Raw genomic sequence first — 19,148 nt, 5'->3', positions numbered from 1 at the left:
ATGCAGCAGCAACAGGGAAGCAGATTTTTCTTTAATGTAGATTGGATTAGTATTCTTGTTTACATTGCACTCTGTTCAATAGGTTTTATTAATATCTACGCATCAATCCCCCATCCGGATAATGCGGCTTTCGATTTTGCAAGTAGCTACGGCAAGCAACTCATTTATATCATAACAGGCTTGATTTTGGGCTTATCCATTTTATTATTCGACGGAAGGCTTTTTAACGTCTTTTCTCCCTTTATTTACGGCGGAACATTACTCTTATTGTTGGCAGTACTGGTAGTCGGAAACAAGGTAGCCGGAAATCAGGCGTGGATCGAAATCGGATCATTCAAATTACAGCCGGCCGAATTTGCCAAATTTGGAACCGCTTTACTACTGGCTCGCTACATTGGTGCTTTCAATCCCAAGTTTCAAGATATTAAATCGATTATGATTGCCGGGTTAATTGTACTTGCGCCTTTGGTATTAATTATGTTGCAGCCCGATACGGGGTCGGCGCTCGTTTTCTTAGCCTTTATGTTTCCGCTTTATCGCGAAGGTTTGTCGGGTTATTTCTTACTCATCTTTTTGGGAATGATTGTATTGTTTGTAGCCGATTTTCTGGTGCCAACTTACATTTTAATCACCTTGATTATCGGCATCGCCGGCCTTTTCATCTATATGAATAGAAGGAAGCAGAAGATTATCTTTTCGACCGTTTTGGTTACGTTGTTTGCTATTGGCTATCTCTTTTTAATTAAGGTTGCGTACGAAAAAGTTTTAGCGCCTCACCAAAGAAGCCGGATTGAATTAATGCTTGGTTTAAAAACCGATAACAAAGGCGCAGGATATAATGTAATTCAGTCGCAAATTGCAATTGGCTCTGGCCAGGTAACCGGTCGGGGATTTTTACAAGGAACACAAACCAAATATGGGTATGTACCCGAACAAAGTACCGATTTTATTTTTTCTACCATCGGCGAAGAATGGGGCTTCCTGGGTTGTTCGGTAGTCATTGGCTTGTACATTTTCTTACTGTTACGGCTAATCAATCTGGCCGAACGGCAACGCTCTACGTTCTCGCGGGTTTACGGCTATAGCGTGGCCTGTATCTTATTCTTCCACATTTTCATCAATATCGGGATGACCATTGGAATTATTCCAGTAATTGGCATTCCGTTGCCATTGATAAGTTATGGCGGTTCGTCACTCTGGAGTTTTACAATTTTGCTGTTTATCTTCTTAAAGCTCGATTCGAATAGAATGGGGTTCTTTTAGAGGGTAGAGGGGTAAAAGGTTTAAGGTAGAGGGATAGGGCGCATAAAGTCTCCGCTGGGCAGGATTTACGATTTATCCGTCATTGCGAGGCCGGGCTTGTGTGAGCCAAAGCAATCTGATCAAAAAAAGAGATTGCTTCGTTCCTCGCAATGACGACAATTGAAACCGCTGGGCAGGGTTTGTAACTCTGACTTGTCTAGCTCTGGATTTTAAATCCAGTATTAGATAGGACGAGATTGGAAATCTCGACCAGCACCAGCGCCTCCTATACCGTCCCGCTAGGCAGGATTTGTAATCCTGACTTATCTAGCGCTGGATTTTAAATCCAGTATTAAGCGGGAAGGATTTACGATTTATCCGTCATTGCGAGGCCGGGCTTGTGTGAGCCAAAGCAATCTGATCAAAAAAAGAGATTGCTTCGTTCCTCGCAATGACGACAATTGAAACCGCTAAGCAGGATTTCTAATCCTGACTTTTCTAGCTCTGGATTTTAAATCCAGTATTAGATAGGACGAGATTGGAAATCTCGACCAGCACCAGCGCCTCCTATACCGGCTTACTTACTAAATCGTCTATTCAACAATTCATAAAACTGATCAACCGTTGCTTGTTTGTTTGCCCAATCGTTCTTAATTGCATAGTTACTCTGCAAAAAGCTGTCGGCGATTTCAAAACTGCTCATTTTATTTACAATATCGATTGCTTCAGAATAAGCCAGGTTGTAACCTCTAAAAAGATCCTTAATAAACAATAATTTTTGGTTTAAACTGATGGCCTGTTTCAAATCGGAAATTGGCGCTTTAACAGGCTCGTCGCTTTTCGACTGCGTTTTAGCAAGCAGGTCGTTCAAACTTGGTGCAGGATGACTAACGACAGATTGAGGAGCCGGTTTAACAGGAACTGCCTCGGGCGTAAAAACCGGTCGTTCAACCACTGGCGGAGATATAACAGGCTCGTCCATTTCAACATCTTTAAGCGCTGCAATGGGCTCAGACTTCACCTCAACAGCAGGCACAGGGACTTCTGCTTCCTCAATTGACTGCATATCACCCACCTGCGCTTCCTCTTCATGTGAGATTAAAAACGGCTCAGGGCCAATCTCATCTTCCTCAGGTAAAATAGGCTCGTTAGTGGCATTCAGTGGAGCGTCTTCATGTATTTTCTTCTTTTGGGCCAACACCTCTTCTTCCGCTTTGCTTAACGGACGATCGAAAATCTCTTCTACCGATTTGGCTTCATAATCAAATTGATCATCCTCACTATGGTTACCTAAAACAAACTCGAAAGTATGGTCTTCGTGATCAGGCTTAAAAAAGTCGTTTTGAAGCACTTTTGCACTGGTTTCTTCATGAATTTTTTCATCATCCAAAACCTCTTGCTCCTGCTTTACATCAACCCGTTCTTCTTGTTCTTCGGCAGCAGCCACTTCTTGCAATTCTTCATTTGCAAAATCTTCATCTGCTTCTTCTTCAACTGATGAAACTTCAGACACAACAGTAGTGCCCTTATCTTCAAACACAGGTTGTTGAACCGGCGGAGCTTGTTTTTCAACTGCCGCGTTTAGCTTCTGAACAATCCGAACATGATCGGCAAGGAAATCTGCATTGGCCAGAAAAAGCTCCAATTCCAGATCGTTTAATTGGGCTGGATTTTGCGCAAGAAACTCATATTGCTCATTTAATTCTGCCAGTATATTGCCGACTTTTGTGAAGATATCTCGTTGTTTCATCATAAAGTTAAACGAAAATTTGGTTGATTTATGTTGGTAACTATGTGTTCAAAAATAACACTTAATTCTCATATTTGTTCGGTTTTAAATTAATACAATACAGATACGGCGTAAAAAACAGGGCATGTTATTTAGTGAACAAAATTTTAGGAGAAGGGGCGAATTTTCGGGAAGTATTGAGGTGGTTTGTGGCTCCATGTTTTCTGGCAAAACCGAAGAACTGATCCGCAGGTTAAAAAGAGCCCAAATTGCTAAATTGAATGTCGAAATATTTAAGCCTCGAACCGATACCCGATATCACGATACGGAAGTGGTTTCGCACGATTTAAACTCCATCAATTCAACCCCGGTCGACAGCGCCTCAGCCATTTTACTGCTCGGCACCAACACGCAGGTTGTTGGCATAGACGAAGCACAGTTTTTCGATAACGAACTGCCTGATGTTTGCAACAAGTTGGCATTAAGAGGCATAAGGGTTATTGTGGCAGGGCTCGACATGGACTTTACAGGGAAGCCTTTCGGACCAATGCCTGCCTTAATGGCCATTGCCGAACATGTAACCAAGGTAAATGCCGTTTGTGTATGTTGCGGAAACCCGGCACTTTACAGTTACCGAACCGTAACTAACGAAAACACCGTTTTGCTGGGCGAAAAAGACAGTTACGAACCGCGTTGCAGGGCGTGTTATAATTTAGGGAAAGGATAAGTTGGTTCAATTGTTCATTGGTCATTAGTTCATTAGTCATTGGTTCCACCACTGTCATTCCGAGGGATGAGGAATCCCTAGCCTAAGAGCCACCGCAGCAACCTTACCCACTACCTTTTTAAGCCGATGGTTTTATTCACTGGTTATTGTTCATTGGTTATTGCATATTGCTCATTTCTTATAATTAATTAGTTCCTGTAATTTAGCATTATGGATCAAAAAGTGAAAACTGTTTCTATTCTAGGCTGTGGCTGGTTCGGGCTGGCCTTGGCCAAAAGACTAATTACGTTAAATTATACCGTTAAAGGTTCTACAACCAGCCCTGAAAAGCTTGGCATACTACAGGCTGAAAATATCCAGCCGTTTATGGTCAATTTTACGGCCGAAGCTGTTGTAGCAGATTTAACGTTTTTTGAGGCCGACACCTTATTTATCTGTATTCCTCCTAAGCGCAACTCGAACGAGCTAAAAAGCTATCCCGATAAAATAAATGCAATTATAAGTGCTGCTGAACACCGCAGCAAAAATGTAATCTTAATTAGCTCAACCAGCGTTTACGGCGATGAGAATAAAATTGCAAACGAAAACAGTGAAACCAATCCCGATACCGAGTCAGGTAAAATGGTGCTAGCCGCTGAGGAGATTTTTATGACTAAGTACCCAAGTGATTTTACCATTATCCGCTTTGCGGGATTAATTGGCCCAGACCGTAATCCGGGAAGATTTTTCGCTGGCAAAACCGATGTTGCTAATGGATTGGCACCGGTAAACCTTATTCATCAAAATGACGCAGTAGGAATTGCGGTGGAGATTGTCGAAAAGAGCGCTTTCGGTCGCGTTTACAATGCATGCTCGCCAAATCACCCTCCAAAAATGGACTTTTATGTTGCCGCGGCCAGGGAAACAGGTTTAGAAGAGCCTCAGTTTATTCCAGAGAAAACGAGCTGGAAAATTGTAGAGAGTATAAATGTGCCTGAGTTTTTGGAGTACGATTTCGAAGTCGGAGTGTGAAAAACGAAAAATACATAATCTTGCGACGCATTGCTGGAATAAGATTGCTTCGTCGGCTGAAAAAGCCTTCTCGCAATGACGGAATGGAAAGCCCTAATCTAACAATCCCAACAACTCTTTCTTTGTTAAGCGCTTAAGCAAGCTCCCATCCGTTTGAATAAAATTTTGTACCAGATCTTTCTTGGTAGCCTGCAACTTCATTATTTTTTGTTCAATGGTATCCGGACAAATTAATCTGACGGCCATTACATTTTTATGTTGACCAATGCGGTAGGCCCGATCGATGGCCTGATTTTCTACCGCAGGGTTCCACCACGGATCAACGAGGTAAACGTAGTCTGCTTCAGTCAAGTTCAAACCCGTACCGCCGGCTTTCAGGCTAATCAAAAATACGGCGACATCTTTGTTGTTTTGAAAAGATTGAACCACTTCTTGCCTATCTCTGGTTTGCCCTGTTAAATACGCATATTTTATTCCCGCCTTTTCCAGCCGCCCTTTTATCAAGTCAAGCATGGTTACAAACTGAGAAAATACCAAAATTTTGTGCTTGCCGGCCTTGCTTTGAATTTGCTCGAGCAAAACCTCAATTTTTGACGAAGCCTGAAGATAACTTTTACCATCGGCCAACAATGCAGCTGAGTTACAGATCTGGCGCAACTGCGTAATGCTTTTGAGCACATGCATCGAACTTTTTGGCAGCTCATCTTCGCTTTTGTTTAAGATGAAATCCTGAATTTCCTTCTTATTCGCCTCGTACACTTCCCTCTGCTCCTCGCCCATTTCGCAATACAAAACGATTTCGGTCTTATCGGGCAGTTCTTTTGCTACCTGCTCTTTTGTTCGCCGCAATATAAATGGCCTGATTTTTCTTTGTAGCTCTTCGGCCCTTTTCTTATCCTTAAACTGATCGATTGGCGTTGAGTACAAATCGGCAAACTGCTGTTTACTGCCGAACAAACCCGGACAGGCGAACGATAACTGTCCATATAAATCAAATGTATTGTTTTCAACCGGAGTTCCCGTAATTGCCACTTTGTTTCTCGATTGTAGCATGCGGGCAGCCTTATACCGCTGCGATTCTGGATTTTTTATGTTTTGCGATTCATCTAAAAAGATATAGTTGAACCGGTAGTCTTTCAGGAAACCGATATCAGACAGTAGCGTTCCATAAGTGGTGAGAATAACTTCGTAATCATCAAAATGTCCGGTGCTCTTTACGCGGTCGTTTCCATAAATGGTACTCACTTTTATCGATGGTGCAAACTTTTCAATCTCCGCTTTCCAGTTAAAGATCAGCGAGGCCGGAACCACAACAAGATTGGTGTTATGCGTAACTTTTTCCCTTTGTGTTAATATAAAGGCCAAAATTTGAATGGTTTTACCCAAGCCCATATCATCAGCCAGGCAGGCGCCAAAATTAAAGTCATCCAGAAAATTCAGCCAGTTCAGGCCATCTTGCTGGTAATGGCGAAGCGTGGCTTTCAACGCTTTCGGAACTTCAACTTCCTGAATGGCATCGGTACCGTCAAATTTTTGTTTGTACGATCGAATTTCGTTCTTCACATCGCCATCCAACAGGGCATCCTCATAAAGATCATTTAGGGTTGCAAAATTTATTTTCGGGGTAAGAATAGCGTCTGCCGTTACTTCGCCTGCGTTAAAATAATCGGTAAATTTTTGTAGCCAGGCTTCTGGCAATATCCCTTGCGTGCCATCATCGAGCGTAACAAACTTGCTTTTGTTTCTTATGGATTTATGCAAATGCTTTAACGCTACTTTCTGCTTGCCAAACTTCACCTCCACCTTGGTTTCGAACCAATCGGTTCCGCTTAAAACCTCGATATTGATCTCTGCTTTGTGCTGATTTAGTTTGTTGTTCTTTAACTGATTGAAACCCAAGATATGAATTCCCTTATTGCGCCAGGCCTCAAAAGCATCCAAAAACCAGGCTTCTTCCAAAAACCGTTTACGATGCAAATAAAATGAATCATTCGTTTCCTGCTCATAGAAATAAGGATGCTGCTTTAAGATGCTTCCGATAAATTGCAGCTCCGCTTCTTCGTCGCGATGCACAGTAAAAACATTGCCCAGCTTATCTTGCGCCTGAATTTGCTTTTTGGATAACACAGGAATTTCTTGATTTCCATAGCGCATTACAGGGGTGATGGAAATGAAATCCTCAGATTCAGACAAATAAATCAACTGCTCATTTTCGAGGTCGAACCCCTTTTCTTCGATCTGGCTTTTGGTGGCGGGTTTGAGGTAAGAGTAATCCACATGAATGCTTCCCTCTAACTGAATTAATATCGCTTTTTGAAACTCGGGATATTTCGATTGATGCAAAATTAACCGATTGCTCTGCTTTTGGAAAAATCCGATCACCCTGAGGAGATCGAGCCGCGGAACTAAGTAAAGTTGATTTTTTAGCTTAATAAAATATTGATGAATCAGCACCAATTGATCCAGTTCGTAAGATTTTCCATCGATGTTGATTCGCCCCGTAATTTCGTAGAAATCATCACGCTGGCTTACCGATAAACGCAAATCGATGGCGAGTGCCTGCAACGTTACAGGCGAGATGGTTGATGCCTGAATAGCGGCAGATTGCTTATCATCCTGCAAATAAACACGAACATTCAACGGGTTTTTCACTACGGCCTTTAGCGCCTCAATTTCGATTTCGCTTTGGTCGTTATTGTAATTTTGCTGAAAACTACCAACGCCGCTATAGAATTTAATCTCTTCGCTGTTCTCGGTTTTAAAAATCAAATCAGCCGGATTGATCTCTTTGAGTGGGTTTTTGACTTTCCCATTTTTCGTCGTTTCGGCATTAAAAAGCGATAAGGTTAAGTTGTTGTAGTAACGATGCTGCCCTAAAACCAAAATCAGTTTTTCTTTCTGTTTTTTAAGATCGGAAACTGTGGTTTTTTTTGAGAGCCATAGCTCTTCGAGGCTTTGCCTGGCTTCTTTATTAAAAGGCTGCAAATTGGCCAGTTTCGGTTTTATGTTTACTTCATTCTCACTCCAGCGGAGATCGAACACAGCATCCAGGTTGGGTTCCTTTTCCAAGCCATAATCTAAGGCTATTTTGCCCAGTTTTTGGCGGCGGAGGTTTTCATCAAAGAAAATCAAAAGATCCTGCCGTTGGAGAATGTTAAATAATACCTGTGCCTGATGAGCGCAAAGCTTGGTTTTCGGAGTATCGCAACGGCAAGAAAGCCTCACCTCACTCTCGTTTTGCTGAATCTGTACAATTGGAAAAGGAAGTTCAGCTTCGTTGTGGCTAAACGCAGCGAAATCAATTTCTATCTGCTGGGGAAAAAGTTGGTAAAAGCCCTTTACATCGGTATTGATATGCTGATTTACGTGCTTAAGTATAACAATTGCATTGAGATCTTTCAGATTAAAATCCTTTAAAACGTAATCGTACGGATTGCTGAACGCTGATTGATTTCCTACTGGCTCTTCCCTCATTTAAACTGAAATTGTAGAGGTAAAAATAATAAAATATATAGCGAAAAGCCTAGCATATTAGCATTGACTGAAGTCAACGGCAAATTGGATTTAATCCGCAGTGCAGTCGCCTAAGTTTCAAATCAGGGTTTTGCCACTCTGAATTTGACATACTGTTTTACAACCACTCACAGCAACGGTCGTAATGCTGTCCCGAAGCTTCGGATCAGCATCTTCCTCGCTTGAATGCCCCTGATCCCCTACGTACCTATCGTGTGAACATATCTTTGAAACAGCGTTTTCTGACTAAAAATAATCGAAATAACAAAATTTTTATGGCGTTATCCATGAACGGTCGTCATCCTCAGAGGTCAGTTTTCTTGAAAAAACAAAGGAGTTAGGATGACAGGTTATTAACTCTGTCATCCTGAGTGTAACGAAAGATCCCCAAGCGATGAAACGCAGAACGCCAAAGCCGCGATGCCAAAAGAGGATAAGTTGGTGTGCAAGGACGGTAAGCTGTAGGTTGCGGATGCTTTCCCGATAATCCGATAGCTATCGGATCGGGACAGGCTGTTCCTCAGCATGACAAACCGGTGCTGTCATTAGTAGCCTGTACCGATAGCTATCGGCAGGGGATCTTAATGAGCAAAGATTGGCGCCTTGCATTCAGATTCCCGCGTACGCGGGAACGACGAACGGGAAAAAGGAGATGTGTCCTCCCGACAGGAAAAGTGTGGACAGGCTGTTCCTCAGAATGATAATTAGGTATTACAACGATTTCCGTAAATTCAAATAAAATGGCACCTCGATTTTTTCGGTTTTACCATTGAGCACAAATTCCGCTGCCTGCGTTCCAAGCGCATTAAAATCGGTAGAAATGGTGGTAATGCCATCAAGAATGATTCGTTTAAGCGGGGTTTCATTGTAAGAAATTACGCCGACATCCTTCCCAATCGTAAGGTTTTGCGCAATTAATCGCTCAATTAAAATAACCAAATCGTCTTCCATTAGATTAATATACACCTCGCCGACGTTTATTTCCTCGTCTTTTATGTTATGAATTACCTTATGATTAAAGGCATATTGCTGGCAAAAACGATAAAATCCGGTTAAAATCTCGTGCGGAAAATAGCTGTTCTTTGGGAAGATGATTTTTAAGGTGTTGTATTTTGATAAACGGTTTAAGGCTTGCTCTAAGGCGGCATAAATATCTTGTGCGAAGTTTTCATAAGCCGCAGCGAAATCGCCCGTAATACCAGGCAGAATTTTATCCAGCATCACCAGTTTTTCTTTTGGGATGGTGTTGATGATTTCGTGGGCATTTTCTCCACCTTCTAAAAAATGCGGGATGATCACAAAGTGCGTGTAATCGCCCAACTTTGCAGTGATTAATCTTTTGAAAAGTGCAAAATCGTTGTTGTAGATATAGAAATCAATCGCCGCCCGGTCTCCAACTGCTTTTGTAAACGAATCGTATATAATTTTTTTATGCGTGCTTAGCTTGTTGAACAGCAGGCAAACTTTAAGTTTTCGAGAGAAATCGGTGTTGACAATGAAATATCCCTTTCCGGGAACGGAATCGACAACGCCAAGTTTGCGAAGATTTCTGTAGCCTTTTTCAGCCGTATCCCGCGACATTTCCAAACTAAAGCTCAGCTCGTTAATGGATGGCAAAAGATTTCCTTGGGTCAACCTCCCCATTTCAATAGCCCCTAAAATGGCATTTGTAAGCTGCTTATACTTCGGGGTTGATGAATATTCATCTATCTGGATGTAGGAAATTAAATCTTCTGGTTTCAAATCGAACGGAATTGATTTCGAAGATAAAGAATATTATGAAAGTTGGGATAAAAAAATACTTGTCGTGATGAGTTAATATGTTCATCTGGCGCAAGCGTCTCGCTTGTGCCTATCCAATTATTCATCCACAATGCTCTTCTCTTGAATACAAATAAAGCCTTCATATTATCGTAGCGAGACGCTACGACGAGGTAGGCTTAGTAATGTCCTTTTAGAGACTCAATGTAAATTACCTCATCAGTAACAAGATAAACAATGCGGTGCTCATTGTTTATTCGTCTACTCCATTTACCTGTTAACTCATGTTTTAGAGCTTCGGGTTTGCCAATACCAGTAAATGGATCTTCAAGCATGGCCTGTAACAATTGACTTATCTTTTTTTGAACACCTTTATTTCCAGATTTCTTCCAAAACATTAAATCATTTTGAGCCTGAATAGCATACTCTATTTCCATAAGTCGTCGATCGGAATCTTCTTCGTTTGCCCGTTCTTTATCTCCTCATCTGCCTTTTTAATTTTAGCAACGAACTTAGGATCGTACGGACTTTTTTCCGTTTTTTTAATTTTTACGGTTACGCCCAATTCCTTAAGTAATTGCTTAACCAAAGTCGATTTATTATCAGGTATTTCTATTTCAGCAACTATCATCGTGTAAGCTTTTAATACAAATATATTCATAATTTTGTATTAAAACGCCTTAAAAAAACCCGTCATTTTAAAAATAATTTGGAATTAAGCTAAACCTAGAATACCATCGAAGCGCTCCATAGGAGCTCCTTTGGAAGAGAAATCTTTGAACTTTGGGTAAAGATTTCTCGACTGCGCTCGAAATGACGACTGTCTAGAGAGACTGCGTCCACTCGCTCCCTATTTGGGCTTGTGCTTTTTTGACGTTAATACTTAGTAGCTAGGGGATCCTTCGTGCCCAGGGTGACCGTTTAATAATATCTACAAAGTCCGCTGTATTGCTGAGTAATATTTCAGCTGGATGATATCTGTTGGTGCGGGGTTAGCATTCCAGGCGCTGTTAATGGCCAAGGCTGTGCCAATGGCGGTAGCTTGCGAAACCGATGAGGCATACACTTCAATATCGGGAATGGAGCTCGACAACAAGTGCATGTAAATGTCATTTTTACCAAAGCCGCCATCAACAAAAATACGCCGAACACCCTCGTTTAAAACTAGTTTCAATGAGTAAATCTGCTGTTTTACCAAATCGATGATTAACTGATGATAAGCTTCTTCGGCGGTTTGAAAAACGTTTAAATCTCTTTCACCGAAAGCCGACACTGCTGAAAAGGCAGTTTGCTCCTTTCGATTTTCGGGGATTTTATTAGTCAGCTTTAAAACCAGACTAGGGTTAAATTTTAAGTGTTTAAATAGGTAAGCGGCACGATCGAAATGTGCTGCAATCCTTTTCAACTGGATCTCGTGCTCATAACCAGCAAAAATTCTCGATGCTTTTATCGGCTTGCCCTTAAAGTGCATGTAACAAAGGCAATCTTGCTTCAACTGTTCGGCAATTAGCGGTTCCTGGTTAAACGGATTTAAGCTGATACACCATGTGCCGGTAGAAATTAAAACAAAAGGTGTGTTAAAATTCTCGAGGTATGGAATTAAAGCCGCCGAACTATCGTGCAAGCCTACACCAACTTCAAATGTCGTACCATCAAACGCTGTTTTCAAGGTAGCGTCGGCTGGCGTAAACTCACCAAATTTTGCGTCTAACTGTTCCTCGGTAACCCACTTGTGGTATTGGTTTTTGTTGAAATCCCAAAGCTGGGTGTGGCAGCCAATACTTGTAATATCGGCGAGTGCCTTGCCGGTAATCAAATAGCTTAGGTATTGCGGAAGATGCAAAGCGTATTTCACTTTGGCAAACACTTCGGGCTTTTCCTTTTTGAGCCTAAAAACCTGCATTCCAGAATTTAAACTACCTAAAATCGGTGAAGCTGTTTCTAAAGAAACCTTTTCCTCCCCTCCGTATTTCGAATAAAAATCGCGTTTCAGCCCCTCGGGATATTCTTTTAAATAATTATAAAGCGGCGTTAACGGTTTGCCATGCTCATCGAGGTAGACGAAACTTGCACCGTACGTTGAAAAGTTGACGGCTTTTACATCAAATTCCTTCATCTGCAATACCTGATTTAAGGAATCGTAAACGGAAGATTTAAGGCTTTCCAAATTTTCGCAGGCCTCTCCATCTTCATCAACGGTTTCTACAAAGCGGGCAGATCGTTCGAAAACGATCTCATAATTTTCATCGATAAGAAATAGTTTTTTGTTCGTTTTTCCAACATCAAATATCGCAACAACAGGCTTCGCCATTTTTATCTTTTCCTAAATTATAAACCTGTGGCTATCGTATTTACGCCTCTGCCGTTAACAAGATTTTTTCTCACCTCTAAATCGCGGTATAAACCAATTGGCGATAAAGCTGCACCGGCCTTTAATCTGGCTTCTGCAATTAACGGCCTCAAATCGCTACGGAAAGTGTTTTGCAAAATCTCCTGCGCCTTTGCCACATCGTTATTGTTTTGAGCGGCATTTAATGCCTTGCGGTCTACCAGCAATGCCTGTGCATAAGCGATCATAATGGCCTCTACCGACTGCAGTAAATCCTCAAGCGGATCTTTCACATTGTGCGATGCATCAATCATCCAGCCCAGATCTTTGGCATGGTTCATTCCTTTTGCATCCATTCCTTCAACCAGCTCGTTAAAGATGAGGAATAATTGGTAAGGCTTAATGCTTCCGGCGGTTAAATCGTCATCGCCATATTTGGAATCGTTGAAGTGAAAACCTCCCAGTTTGCCCTCCATCAACAACAGGGCAACAATTTGCTCAATATTGGCATTTGGTAAATGGTGACCTAAATCGACCAAAGTGTAAGCCTTATTTCCGAGTTTGCTTGCATACAGCAACGACTGCCCCCAATCGCCCACTGTAGTTGAGTAGAAGTTTGGTTCGAACGCTTTATATTCTACAAATAGCTTCCAGTCATCGGGCAAGGCCAAATAAATCTCCTGCAAGCTTTCCAAAGTATTTTCAAAGGCTTTGCGGAAATTTAATTGACCGGGAAAGCACGATCCATCGGCCAACCAAACGGTTAAGGCATTAGAACCTAAGGCCACACCTTGCTTAATTACTTCGATATTATGCTCAATGGCCTGTTTTCTGATCTCCTTGTTTACGTTTTGCAGTGAACCAAATTTGTAGCTGTGCGCAGAACCGGCCTGATCTTGAAAGGTATTGGAGTTCATGGCATCGAAAGTTAAACCGTAGCTGGAGGCCAAACTTTTTAAACTTTCGGCATTTTGCGGAATATCCCATGGAATGTGCAGCGAAATTGCGCCGCTTGCGCCGTTAAGGGCATGTAGCAACCCCACATCTTCAATTTTTTCTTCAATGGTTCTTGGCTCACCACCGGTAATGGCAAAGCGACCAAAACGAGTTCCGCCAGTGCCGAGAGCCCAGGATGGAATAGCGATCTGAAAATCGACCAGTTTTTGGATTATACTGTCTAAATCGATATGCGACCAATCTTCTTTTAAAAAATTGAATTTACGCTGATGCGAAGTTAAAAGGGAGTCGTTATGTTGTGCTATTTGGTTCTGCTCAATATTCATTTGGTTGGTTGAATTTAAGTTAATAAATGTAAGCGATAATTTGCTTGTGACCGGCTTTTCACTATCAAAATGCATGCTTCTTTGAAGATAGTGCTTTTTGAAGCCAGTTTTCCATAGCTTAGAGATCCTTCACTGCGTTCAGGACGACAGTGCAGTCGAAGTCGCTTTCTAGTCTGTGGCGAACCACAGACCAAGAGAACAACTCACTAAAACTAATTTTAATTCTATCTTACAAATGCCATGGCAACGCCGCCATCAACATTTAATACGTTTCCTGTCGATTTTTGCAATAAGCCGCCCACGAAAGCGAAACAGGCATTGGCAATATCATCAGGTAAAATAATTTGGTTCAATAAAGTACGTTTTGCATAGTAAGCAGGTAATTCGGCAACGGTAATTCCGTAGGCCTTTGCCCTGCCTTCTGCCCATCCACCGGCCCAAATATTGCTATCGCTAATCACCGCATCGGGGTTAACCACGTTTACGCGAATGTTATCGGCTCCCAACTCCGCAGCATTTAGCCTGCTTAAGTGTAGTTGAGCGGCTTTGGCACTGCCATAACCTGCATTATTTGGTCCACTTACCAGTGCGTTCTTACTTACAATATTAATGATATCGCCGCCAATATTCTGCTTTTGCATCGTTTTTGTTGCAGCCTGGGTAATAAAGAACTGGCCCTTTACCAACACATCGTATAATAAATCCCAATCTTTTTCGGTATGATCGCCAATGGTTTTAGAAATCGACAAGCCCGCATTGTTAACCACGATGTCGATGCCACCGAAAGCCAATGCGGCGGTATCAAATGCATCGTTAATATCTGCCTGACTGGTTACATTTAAAGGTGCAGTAGTGTAAGAGTCCTTGCCAAATTGTTTCTCAAATTCTGCTCCGGCTTCCTGCAAACGTTCGGCATTCATATCATTTAAAATGACTACGCCGCCTTCGGCCACAAACTTTTTGGCAATGGCTTTGCCAATGCCACCAGCGCTGCCCGTAATTAAGGCAATTCTGCCCGTTAACGGTTTTGGTTTGGGCATGCGTTGCAATTTTGCTTCTTCTAACAACCAGTATTCAATGTTGAATGCTTCCTGATGGGGTAAAGATGTGTATTCGGAAATGGCTTCAGCGCCTTTCATTACGTTAATGGCATTGATGTAAAATTCGGCCGCAACCCGTGCCGTTTGTTTATCCTTGGAAAAGGTAAACATGCCGATTCCGGGATAAAGAATTACAACGGGATTGGTATCGCGAATGGCGGGACTGTTTGGATGTTTACAGGTTTCATAATAATCGGTGTACATTGCACGGTAAGCCTCAAAAGCCGGCAACAATCTTTCCTTAATTTGGTTCGTATCTGACAGATCGGTGCCGGTTTCCAAATCCAAAACAAGCGGACTGATCTTCGTCCGCAAGAAGTGATCGGGGCAGCTTGTTCCCATGGGCGCAAGACGCGAAAGATCATTTGAATTGATAAATTCCAATACGCGAATATCATCGGTAAAGTGGCCGATCATGTGTTGATTTGACGAACATAAGCCTCGTAAAACCGGCGCTAACGTTGCAGCTTGTTTTTTGCGGGTTTCGGCATCAGCACTTTCAATTTTTTGTCCACCAAAAACAGGCGCTTTTTTACCGTAGTTTTGTGCCAAATATTCTGAACAAATCTCAATTACATCAAGTGTATTTACATAGCTTTCGTAAGCGGTATTGCCCCAGGTGAATAAACCATGCGAGCCAAGCATAATGCCACGAATGCCGGGATTTGCATCTAAACATTGTTTTAACTGCAAGCCGAGTTCAAATCCTGGCTTTTTCCATTCAACCCAACCAATGGTACCGCCAAAAAGCTCTTCGGTAATTTTTTTACCATCTTTAGCGGCTGCAATGGCAATTGCTGCATCGGGATGCAAGTGATCGATGTGCGCAAAAGGTAAAAAACCGTGCAATGGTGTGTCAATCGATGGCGCTTTGGAGCTTAAATCGAAAATGCAGTGGTTAAATAATTCAACCATTTCATCCTCATGCTCAACACCGCGATAAATATTTTTAAGGCTACGCAAGCGATCTACATAAAGTGCCGCCAACCCGCTTTTTTTCAAGGTACCCAAATCTCCACCAGATCCCTTAACCCACATCACTTCGGTTTCTAAACCCGTAAGCGGATCTTTTTCCATCAGTTTACACGATGTATTTCCTCCCCCGTAATTTGTTAGGCGTAAATCGGCTCCCAATAAATTGGAGCGATAAATTAACAACGCAACTTCATCTCCGGCCAGCTTTGCAGCTTCCTCTTCGTTCCACAAATAGCTTACGTGCTTATAATTTTTCGTTTCGATAGACATTATAATTTTTTCTTGTTTTTTTATGATTTAACCTTTAATAGAATTTCCGTAGCCCACAATTAGTACGGATGCAATAATGGTAAGTATGCCTGCAAGCACAGTTATGAGCGTTTTTTTGGAAACTCCTTTCCATTCTTTTAATACTAGGCCCCAAACATTAGCAATTAAGATGATGAAGGCCATGTGCAGTATCCACGAGCTTGCGCCATTGCCCATTTTGCTTTCGCCCATTCCGTAAAAGAAGAACTGCAAGAACCATGTTGTGCCTGCCAATGCAGAAAATATATAGTTTTTTAATAGTGGCGTAGTCTTGTTTGTATAGTCGCCAAAGGTCTTGTTACGGGCATTTAATATCATGCACCAGATGAAGTTCGTGGTTAATCCGCCCCAAAGTACAATTACGTAGGTTACGTTGTTTGAGAACAGAAAGTTTCCCGTTTCTGATGGATTTGCGGCCTTCCAAATTTCGTTTGCGGCATCGGCCATTGGCTTACCTGCTTCGATGCCAAAGTTGAAACAGGCACTTAAAACGCCAGATACTATGCCTACGAACAAGCCTAAGCCGAACTTGTATTCGGTTTTTACTTCCAGTCCGTGCGGATCGGTGACGTCTGCTTTGATTTCGCGTTCCTTCATCATTCCGGCCCTACCGCAGATTACAATTCCCAATACGCAGACTAATAAGCCAAGCATGACCATCCTTCCCCAATCGGTTTGTAAGAACATGGTGAAAGTATCTTTGCCAGCTTGCGGAAAGATATCGAAATAGATAGACGGCAATATAGAGCCCAATACCATGCAAAGCCCTAAAATGATGCTGCTGCCGAGTGAAACGCCTAAATAACGCACACCGAGTCCGTAGGTTAATCCTCCAATTCCCCATAAAACACCGAAGAAATAGGCTAGGGCAAGGGTTTTCCCCTGGGCTGTTGCAATAATATCAGTAAAGTTTGGTATGGTGAGGTAAGCCGCTAGCGGAGGAACAATGAGCCATGAAAAAATCCCGCCAACAATCCAGTAACTTTCCCATGCCCAACCTTTTACTTTTTTATATGGTATGTAAAAACTACCGGATGCGAAACCGCCGATAAAATGGAAAAATACACCTAAAATTGCTTGCATGCTCGTGTTTAATATTTGGTTGGCCTAAAATATAAATTGACGCAAGCAATACTGTTATGCACTGTTATGATTTTTAGGGTTGAGATTTGAGTTAACGCATCTGGTCGTAGCGTCTCGCTACGTACCTCTCACCTCCCAATTTATATTTAAGTCGTAGCGAGACGCTACGACTAGTGTCGTCAGAATGACAGAAACACAAAAAGCTATTTAAGTCGTAGCGAGACGCTACGACTAGTAATGGGGCAACAAACTACTCATTGCCGTCGGTTTCAACCGACGGATGTTAAAAAAACTCTTATCCCAATTGCGACTTTAAGTCAGCAGGCGAATAATTGATTGATTTTAACGTCTTATCATCCGCTTTCCTAAAAACAAGGAACAATCCATCAATCTCTTTGTAATAAGATTCCGTTCCATCTTTCTCAAAATAGTGCATAATCGTCTGCTCGGCCTCTTCAACTGTTTTGCAGGCTTTGCTCATGTTCGAACGATGAACCTCATCAAACAAAGACTTGAATCTTGTACCCAGGCCGAACTCGTGTATTGCACCGGCTAAAACGTATTGCAAATCGCAAAGCGCATCGGCAACCTCAACCAAATCGTCATTTTCAACCGCTTCTTGCAACTCCTTTAGCTCCTCTGCCAGAAGCGCAATGCGCAAATTTGCCCTTTGTTTAGTAGGAATAGTTGGCGACGCTAAAATAGGGTGCTTGAACGTAGTGTGAAATTCGGCGACTTGATTTAAGGAATTTGTTTCTTGCATGATTTGCTCGGTTTTTTTGTTGCAGCAAACTTAAAAAAATCGGATTGAAATGCCTGGCTGAATTGGTAAAATCGGTTAACTGCTATAATTCGTTAACTAGCCAATTAATTACATAAAAAATCAATATGGAATGATGAGGCTTTGCCGTCTAAACCAGTTCAACCAATTAGCCATTACACCTGCTTCAAAGGAATTACCATATTCCAGGTTTTATCAACTTGGTACATGCCGGGGCCTGTTCCGGTTGCGGCAAATAGATGCGTTGGCTTGCCATTTTCGAACAATAAAAACGGACGTTCGAAATTGGCCATATGAATCGTTTTTCCATCGTCCCATTTGATGTGCCGCGAATAAGCTTTTACGGGACTGGATAATTTCCAGTCGACGCCATCCTTTGATGTTGCATGAATACCACCGCCTTCTTCGCCGCAAATGTGTCCGAAACGATCTTTCATGATCACCTCGTAGTGATCTTTCTCCCACCATACGAAGGGATCTTCAACATCGTTGTTGGGTTGGCCACTGTTGTGAAAACTAAACACGGGGCTTTCTGAAAGACGGTTATAGGGGCCCTTATAGCCCTTTGTACTTAAAGCTGCACCCAGCAATAATGGCGGATCGTAGTTTTTGGCCGACGATTTATACATCAAATAAACACTTCCATCGGGACGAACAACGGGCGACGGGTTCGAAATGATCGATGCATCCCATTTGCCCGGGCGAGGTTCCATTAACGGTTTATCAAGCCGCTTCCATGGGCCTTCGATTGAATTTGCAACAGCTAAACCCGCCCGCTTGCGCATCCACGCCTTATGCGCTCTTTCATCAGCCCAAATATTACCTTTATCTTGTGGAATAGGAAAATCGTAGTTTACGCCAACATAATACAAAAGGTATTGATCTTTATAACGTACAATGCGAGGGTTAAAAGCACCTTTACCGTCGAACCAATCGCCTCCACGGGGCGGTAGCACAACTTCAACAAACGTGTAAGGTCCTTCTGGCTTATCGGCCACCGCCCTTACTATTTCCGAATTGGTTACCCAGTTGCCAAAGCCAACCTCTTTAGACCATCGCGAAGCAAACATATGGTACTTACCGCTTTCGTCCTTAATTACTGCAGGGTCCCAAATCCAATAATCTTCCATCATAAAGCCGCCGCCCACTGGCGCAGGTAACAGGCGATCTAAAAAACCCTCGGGCTCCAAGATATTTTTTAGCGGGTTGGCACCTACTAAACTCGGCAGCAGAATACCCGCAGAGAGCGCTTTCAGGAAGTCGTTTCTTTTCATTCTTGCGATTTTTGGTTAGGTTCAATAAGGC

14 protein-coding genes are annotated in these 19,148 nt (G+C 42.3%); 3 read left to right on the top strand and 11 right to left on the bottom strand.

The window, feature by feature from the left end:
- Entirely contained in the window at positions 1–1,263 is a 1,263-nt protein-coding gene (gene rodA / locus IZT61_RS19135) for a rod shape-determining protein RodA (protein WP_196098620.1), read from the top strand.
- A 556-nt stretch (positions 1,264–1,819) separates the two neighbouring features.
- Here rodA and IZT61_RS19130 read toward each other — a convergent pair.
- The gene (locus IZT61_RS19130) at positions 1,820–2,995 is read right to left on the bottom strand and encodes a hypothetical protein (protein WP_196098619.1); all 1,176 of its coding nucleotides are present in this window, start codon (positions 2,993–2,995) and stop codon (positions 1,820–1,822) included.
- Between the two features lie 121 nt (positions 2,996–3,116).
- Between IZT61_RS19130 and IZT61_RS19125 the strand changes: the two genes are divergently transcribed.
- A complete protein-coding gene (locus IZT61_RS19125; protein WP_196098618.1) occupies positions 3,117–3,698 on the top strand; it encodes a thymidine kinase in 582 nt (193 codons plus the stop codon).
- Positions 3,699–3,908: 210 nt separating this feature from the next.
- Entirely contained in the window at positions 3,909–4,709 is an 801-nt protein-coding gene (locus IZT61_RS19120) for an SDR family oxidoreductase (protein WP_196098617.1), read from the top strand.
- A gap of 93 nt (positions 4,710–4,802) precedes the next feature.
- On the opposite strand, the gene IZT61_RS19115 is transcribed toward IZT61_RS19120, so the two are convergent.
- From IZT61_RS19115 to IZT61_RS19070, 10 genes are all read right to left on the bottom strand, one after another.
- A complete protein-coding gene (locus IZT61_RS19115; RefSeq protein WP_196098616.1) occupies positions 4,803–8,183 on the bottom strand; it encodes a DEAD/DEAH box helicase in 3,381 nt (1,126 codons plus the stop codon).
- A gap of 750 nt (positions 8,184–8,933) precedes the next feature.
- A complete protein-coding gene (locus IZT61_RS19110; protein ID WP_196098615.1) occupies positions 8,934–9,965 on the bottom strand; it encodes a GntR family transcriptional regulator in 1,032 nt (343 codons plus the stop codon).
- A gap of 197 nt (positions 9,966–10,162) precedes the next feature.
- Complete coding sequence (locus IZT61_RS19105) at positions 10,163–10,420, bottom strand: Txe/YoeB family addiction module toxin (protein WP_196098614.1); 258 nt, start codon at positions 10,418–10,420, stop codon at positions 10,163–10,165.
- A complete protein-coding gene (locus tag IZT61_RS19100; RefSeq protein WP_196098613.1) occupies positions 10,411–10,644 on the bottom strand; it encodes a DUF2683 family protein in 234 nt (77 codons plus the stop codon). Before IZT61_RS19100 ends, IZT61_RS19105 begins: the two co-directional genes overlap by 10 nt.
- A gap of 270 nt (positions 10,645–10,914) precedes the next feature.
- Positions 10,915–12,294: an FGGY-family carbohydrate kinase gene (locus IZT61_RS19095; protein WP_196098612.1), complete on the bottom strand. Its 1,380-nt coding sequence runs from the start codon at positions 12,292–12,294 to the stop codon at positions 10,915–10,917.
- Between the two features lie 17 nt (positions 12,295–12,311).
- Positions 12,312–13,595, bottom strand: a complete 1,284-nt coding sequence (locus IZT61_RS19090) for a sugar isomerase (RefSeq protein WP_196098611.1) — start codon at positions 13,593–13,595, stop codon at positions 12,312–12,314.
- Between the two features lie 224 nt (positions 13,596–13,819).
- On the bottom strand, positions 13,820–15,940 hold the full coding sequence (locus tag IZT61_RS19085) for a bifunctional aldolase/short-chain dehydrogenase (RefSeq protein ID WP_196098610.1): 2,121 nt from the start codon (positions 15,938–15,940) through the stop codon (positions 13,820–13,822).
- A 27-nt stretch (positions 15,941–15,967) separates the two neighbouring features.
- Entirely contained in the window at positions 15,968–17,062 is a 1,095-nt protein-coding gene (gene rhaT, locus IZT61_RS19080; protein WP_196098609.1) for an L-rhamnose/proton symporter RhaT, read from the bottom strand.
- A gap of 295 nt (positions 17,063–17,357) precedes the next feature.
- Complete coding sequence (locus tag IZT61_RS19075) at positions 17,358–17,825, bottom strand: pyrophosphohydrolase domain-containing protein (RefSeq protein ID WP_196098608.1); 468 nt, start codon at positions 17,823–17,825, stop codon at positions 17,358–17,360.
- A 173-nt stretch (positions 17,826–17,998) separates the two neighbouring features.
- A complete protein-coding gene (locus IZT61_RS19070; RefSeq protein ID WP_196098607.1) occupies positions 17,999–19,117 on the bottom strand; it encodes a glycoside hydrolase family protein in 1,119 nt (372 codons plus the stop codon).
- Positions 19,118–19,148: the final 31 nt, after the last annotated feature.

The organism is Pedobacter endophyticus, assembly GCF_015679185.1.
Lineage (GTDB): Bacteria > Bacteroidota > Bacteroidia > Sphingobacteriales > Sphingobacteriaceae > Pedobacter > Pedobacter endophyticus.
This window is presented reverse-complemented; position numbering and strand designations above follow the sequence as displayed.

Coding starts and splice junctions, on each gene's coding strand:
- rodA (WP_196098620.1), top strand. CDS start 1: ATGCAGCAGCAACAGGGAAGCAGATTTTTCTTTAATGTAGATTGGATT.
- IZT61_RS19130 (WP_196098619.1), bottom strand. CDS start 2,995: ATGATGAAACAACGAGATATCTTCACAAAAGTCGGCAATATACTGGCA.
- IZT61_RS19125 (WP_196098618.1), top strand. CDS start 3,117: ATGTTATTTAGTGAACAAAATTTTAGGAGAAGGGGCGAATTTTCGGGA.
- IZT61_RS19120 (WP_196098617.1), top strand. CDS start 3,909: ATGGATCAAAAAGTGAAAACTGTTTCTATTCTAGGCTGTGGCTGGTTC.
- IZT61_RS19115 (WP_196098616.1), bottom strand. CDS start 8,183: ATGAGGGAAGAGCCAGTAGGAAATCAATCAGCGTTCAGCAATCCGTAC.
- IZT61_RS19105 (WP_196098614.1), bottom strand. CDS start 10,420: ATGGAAATAGAGTATGCTATTCAGGCTCAAAATGATTTAATGTTTTGG.
- IZT61_RS19100 (WP_196098613.1), bottom strand. CDS start 10,644: ATGAATATATTTGTATTAAAAGCTTACACGATGATAGTTGCTGAAATA.
- IZT61_RS19095 (WP_196098612.1), bottom strand. CDS start 12,294: ATGGCGAAGCCTGTTGTTGCGATATTTGATGTTGGAAAAACGAACAAA.
- IZT61_RS19090 (WP_196098611.1), bottom strand. CDS start 13,595: ATGAATATTGAGCAGAACCAAATAGCACAACATAACGACTCCCTTTTA.
- IZT61_RS19085 (WP_196098610.1), bottom strand. CDS start 15,940: ATGTCTATCGAAACGAAAAATTATAAGCACGTAAGCTATTTGTGGAAC.
- rhaT (WP_196098609.1), bottom strand. CDS start 17,062: ATGCAAGCAATTTTAGGTGTATTTTTCCATTTTATCGGCGGTTTCGCA.
- IZT61_RS19075 (WP_196098608.1), bottom strand. CDS start 17,825: ATGCAAGAAACAAATTCCTTAAATCAAGTCGCCGAATTTCACACTACG.
- IZT61_RS19070 (WP_196098607.1), bottom strand. CDS start 19,117: ATGAAAAGAAACGACTTCCTGAAAGCGCTCTCTGCGGGTATTCTGCTG.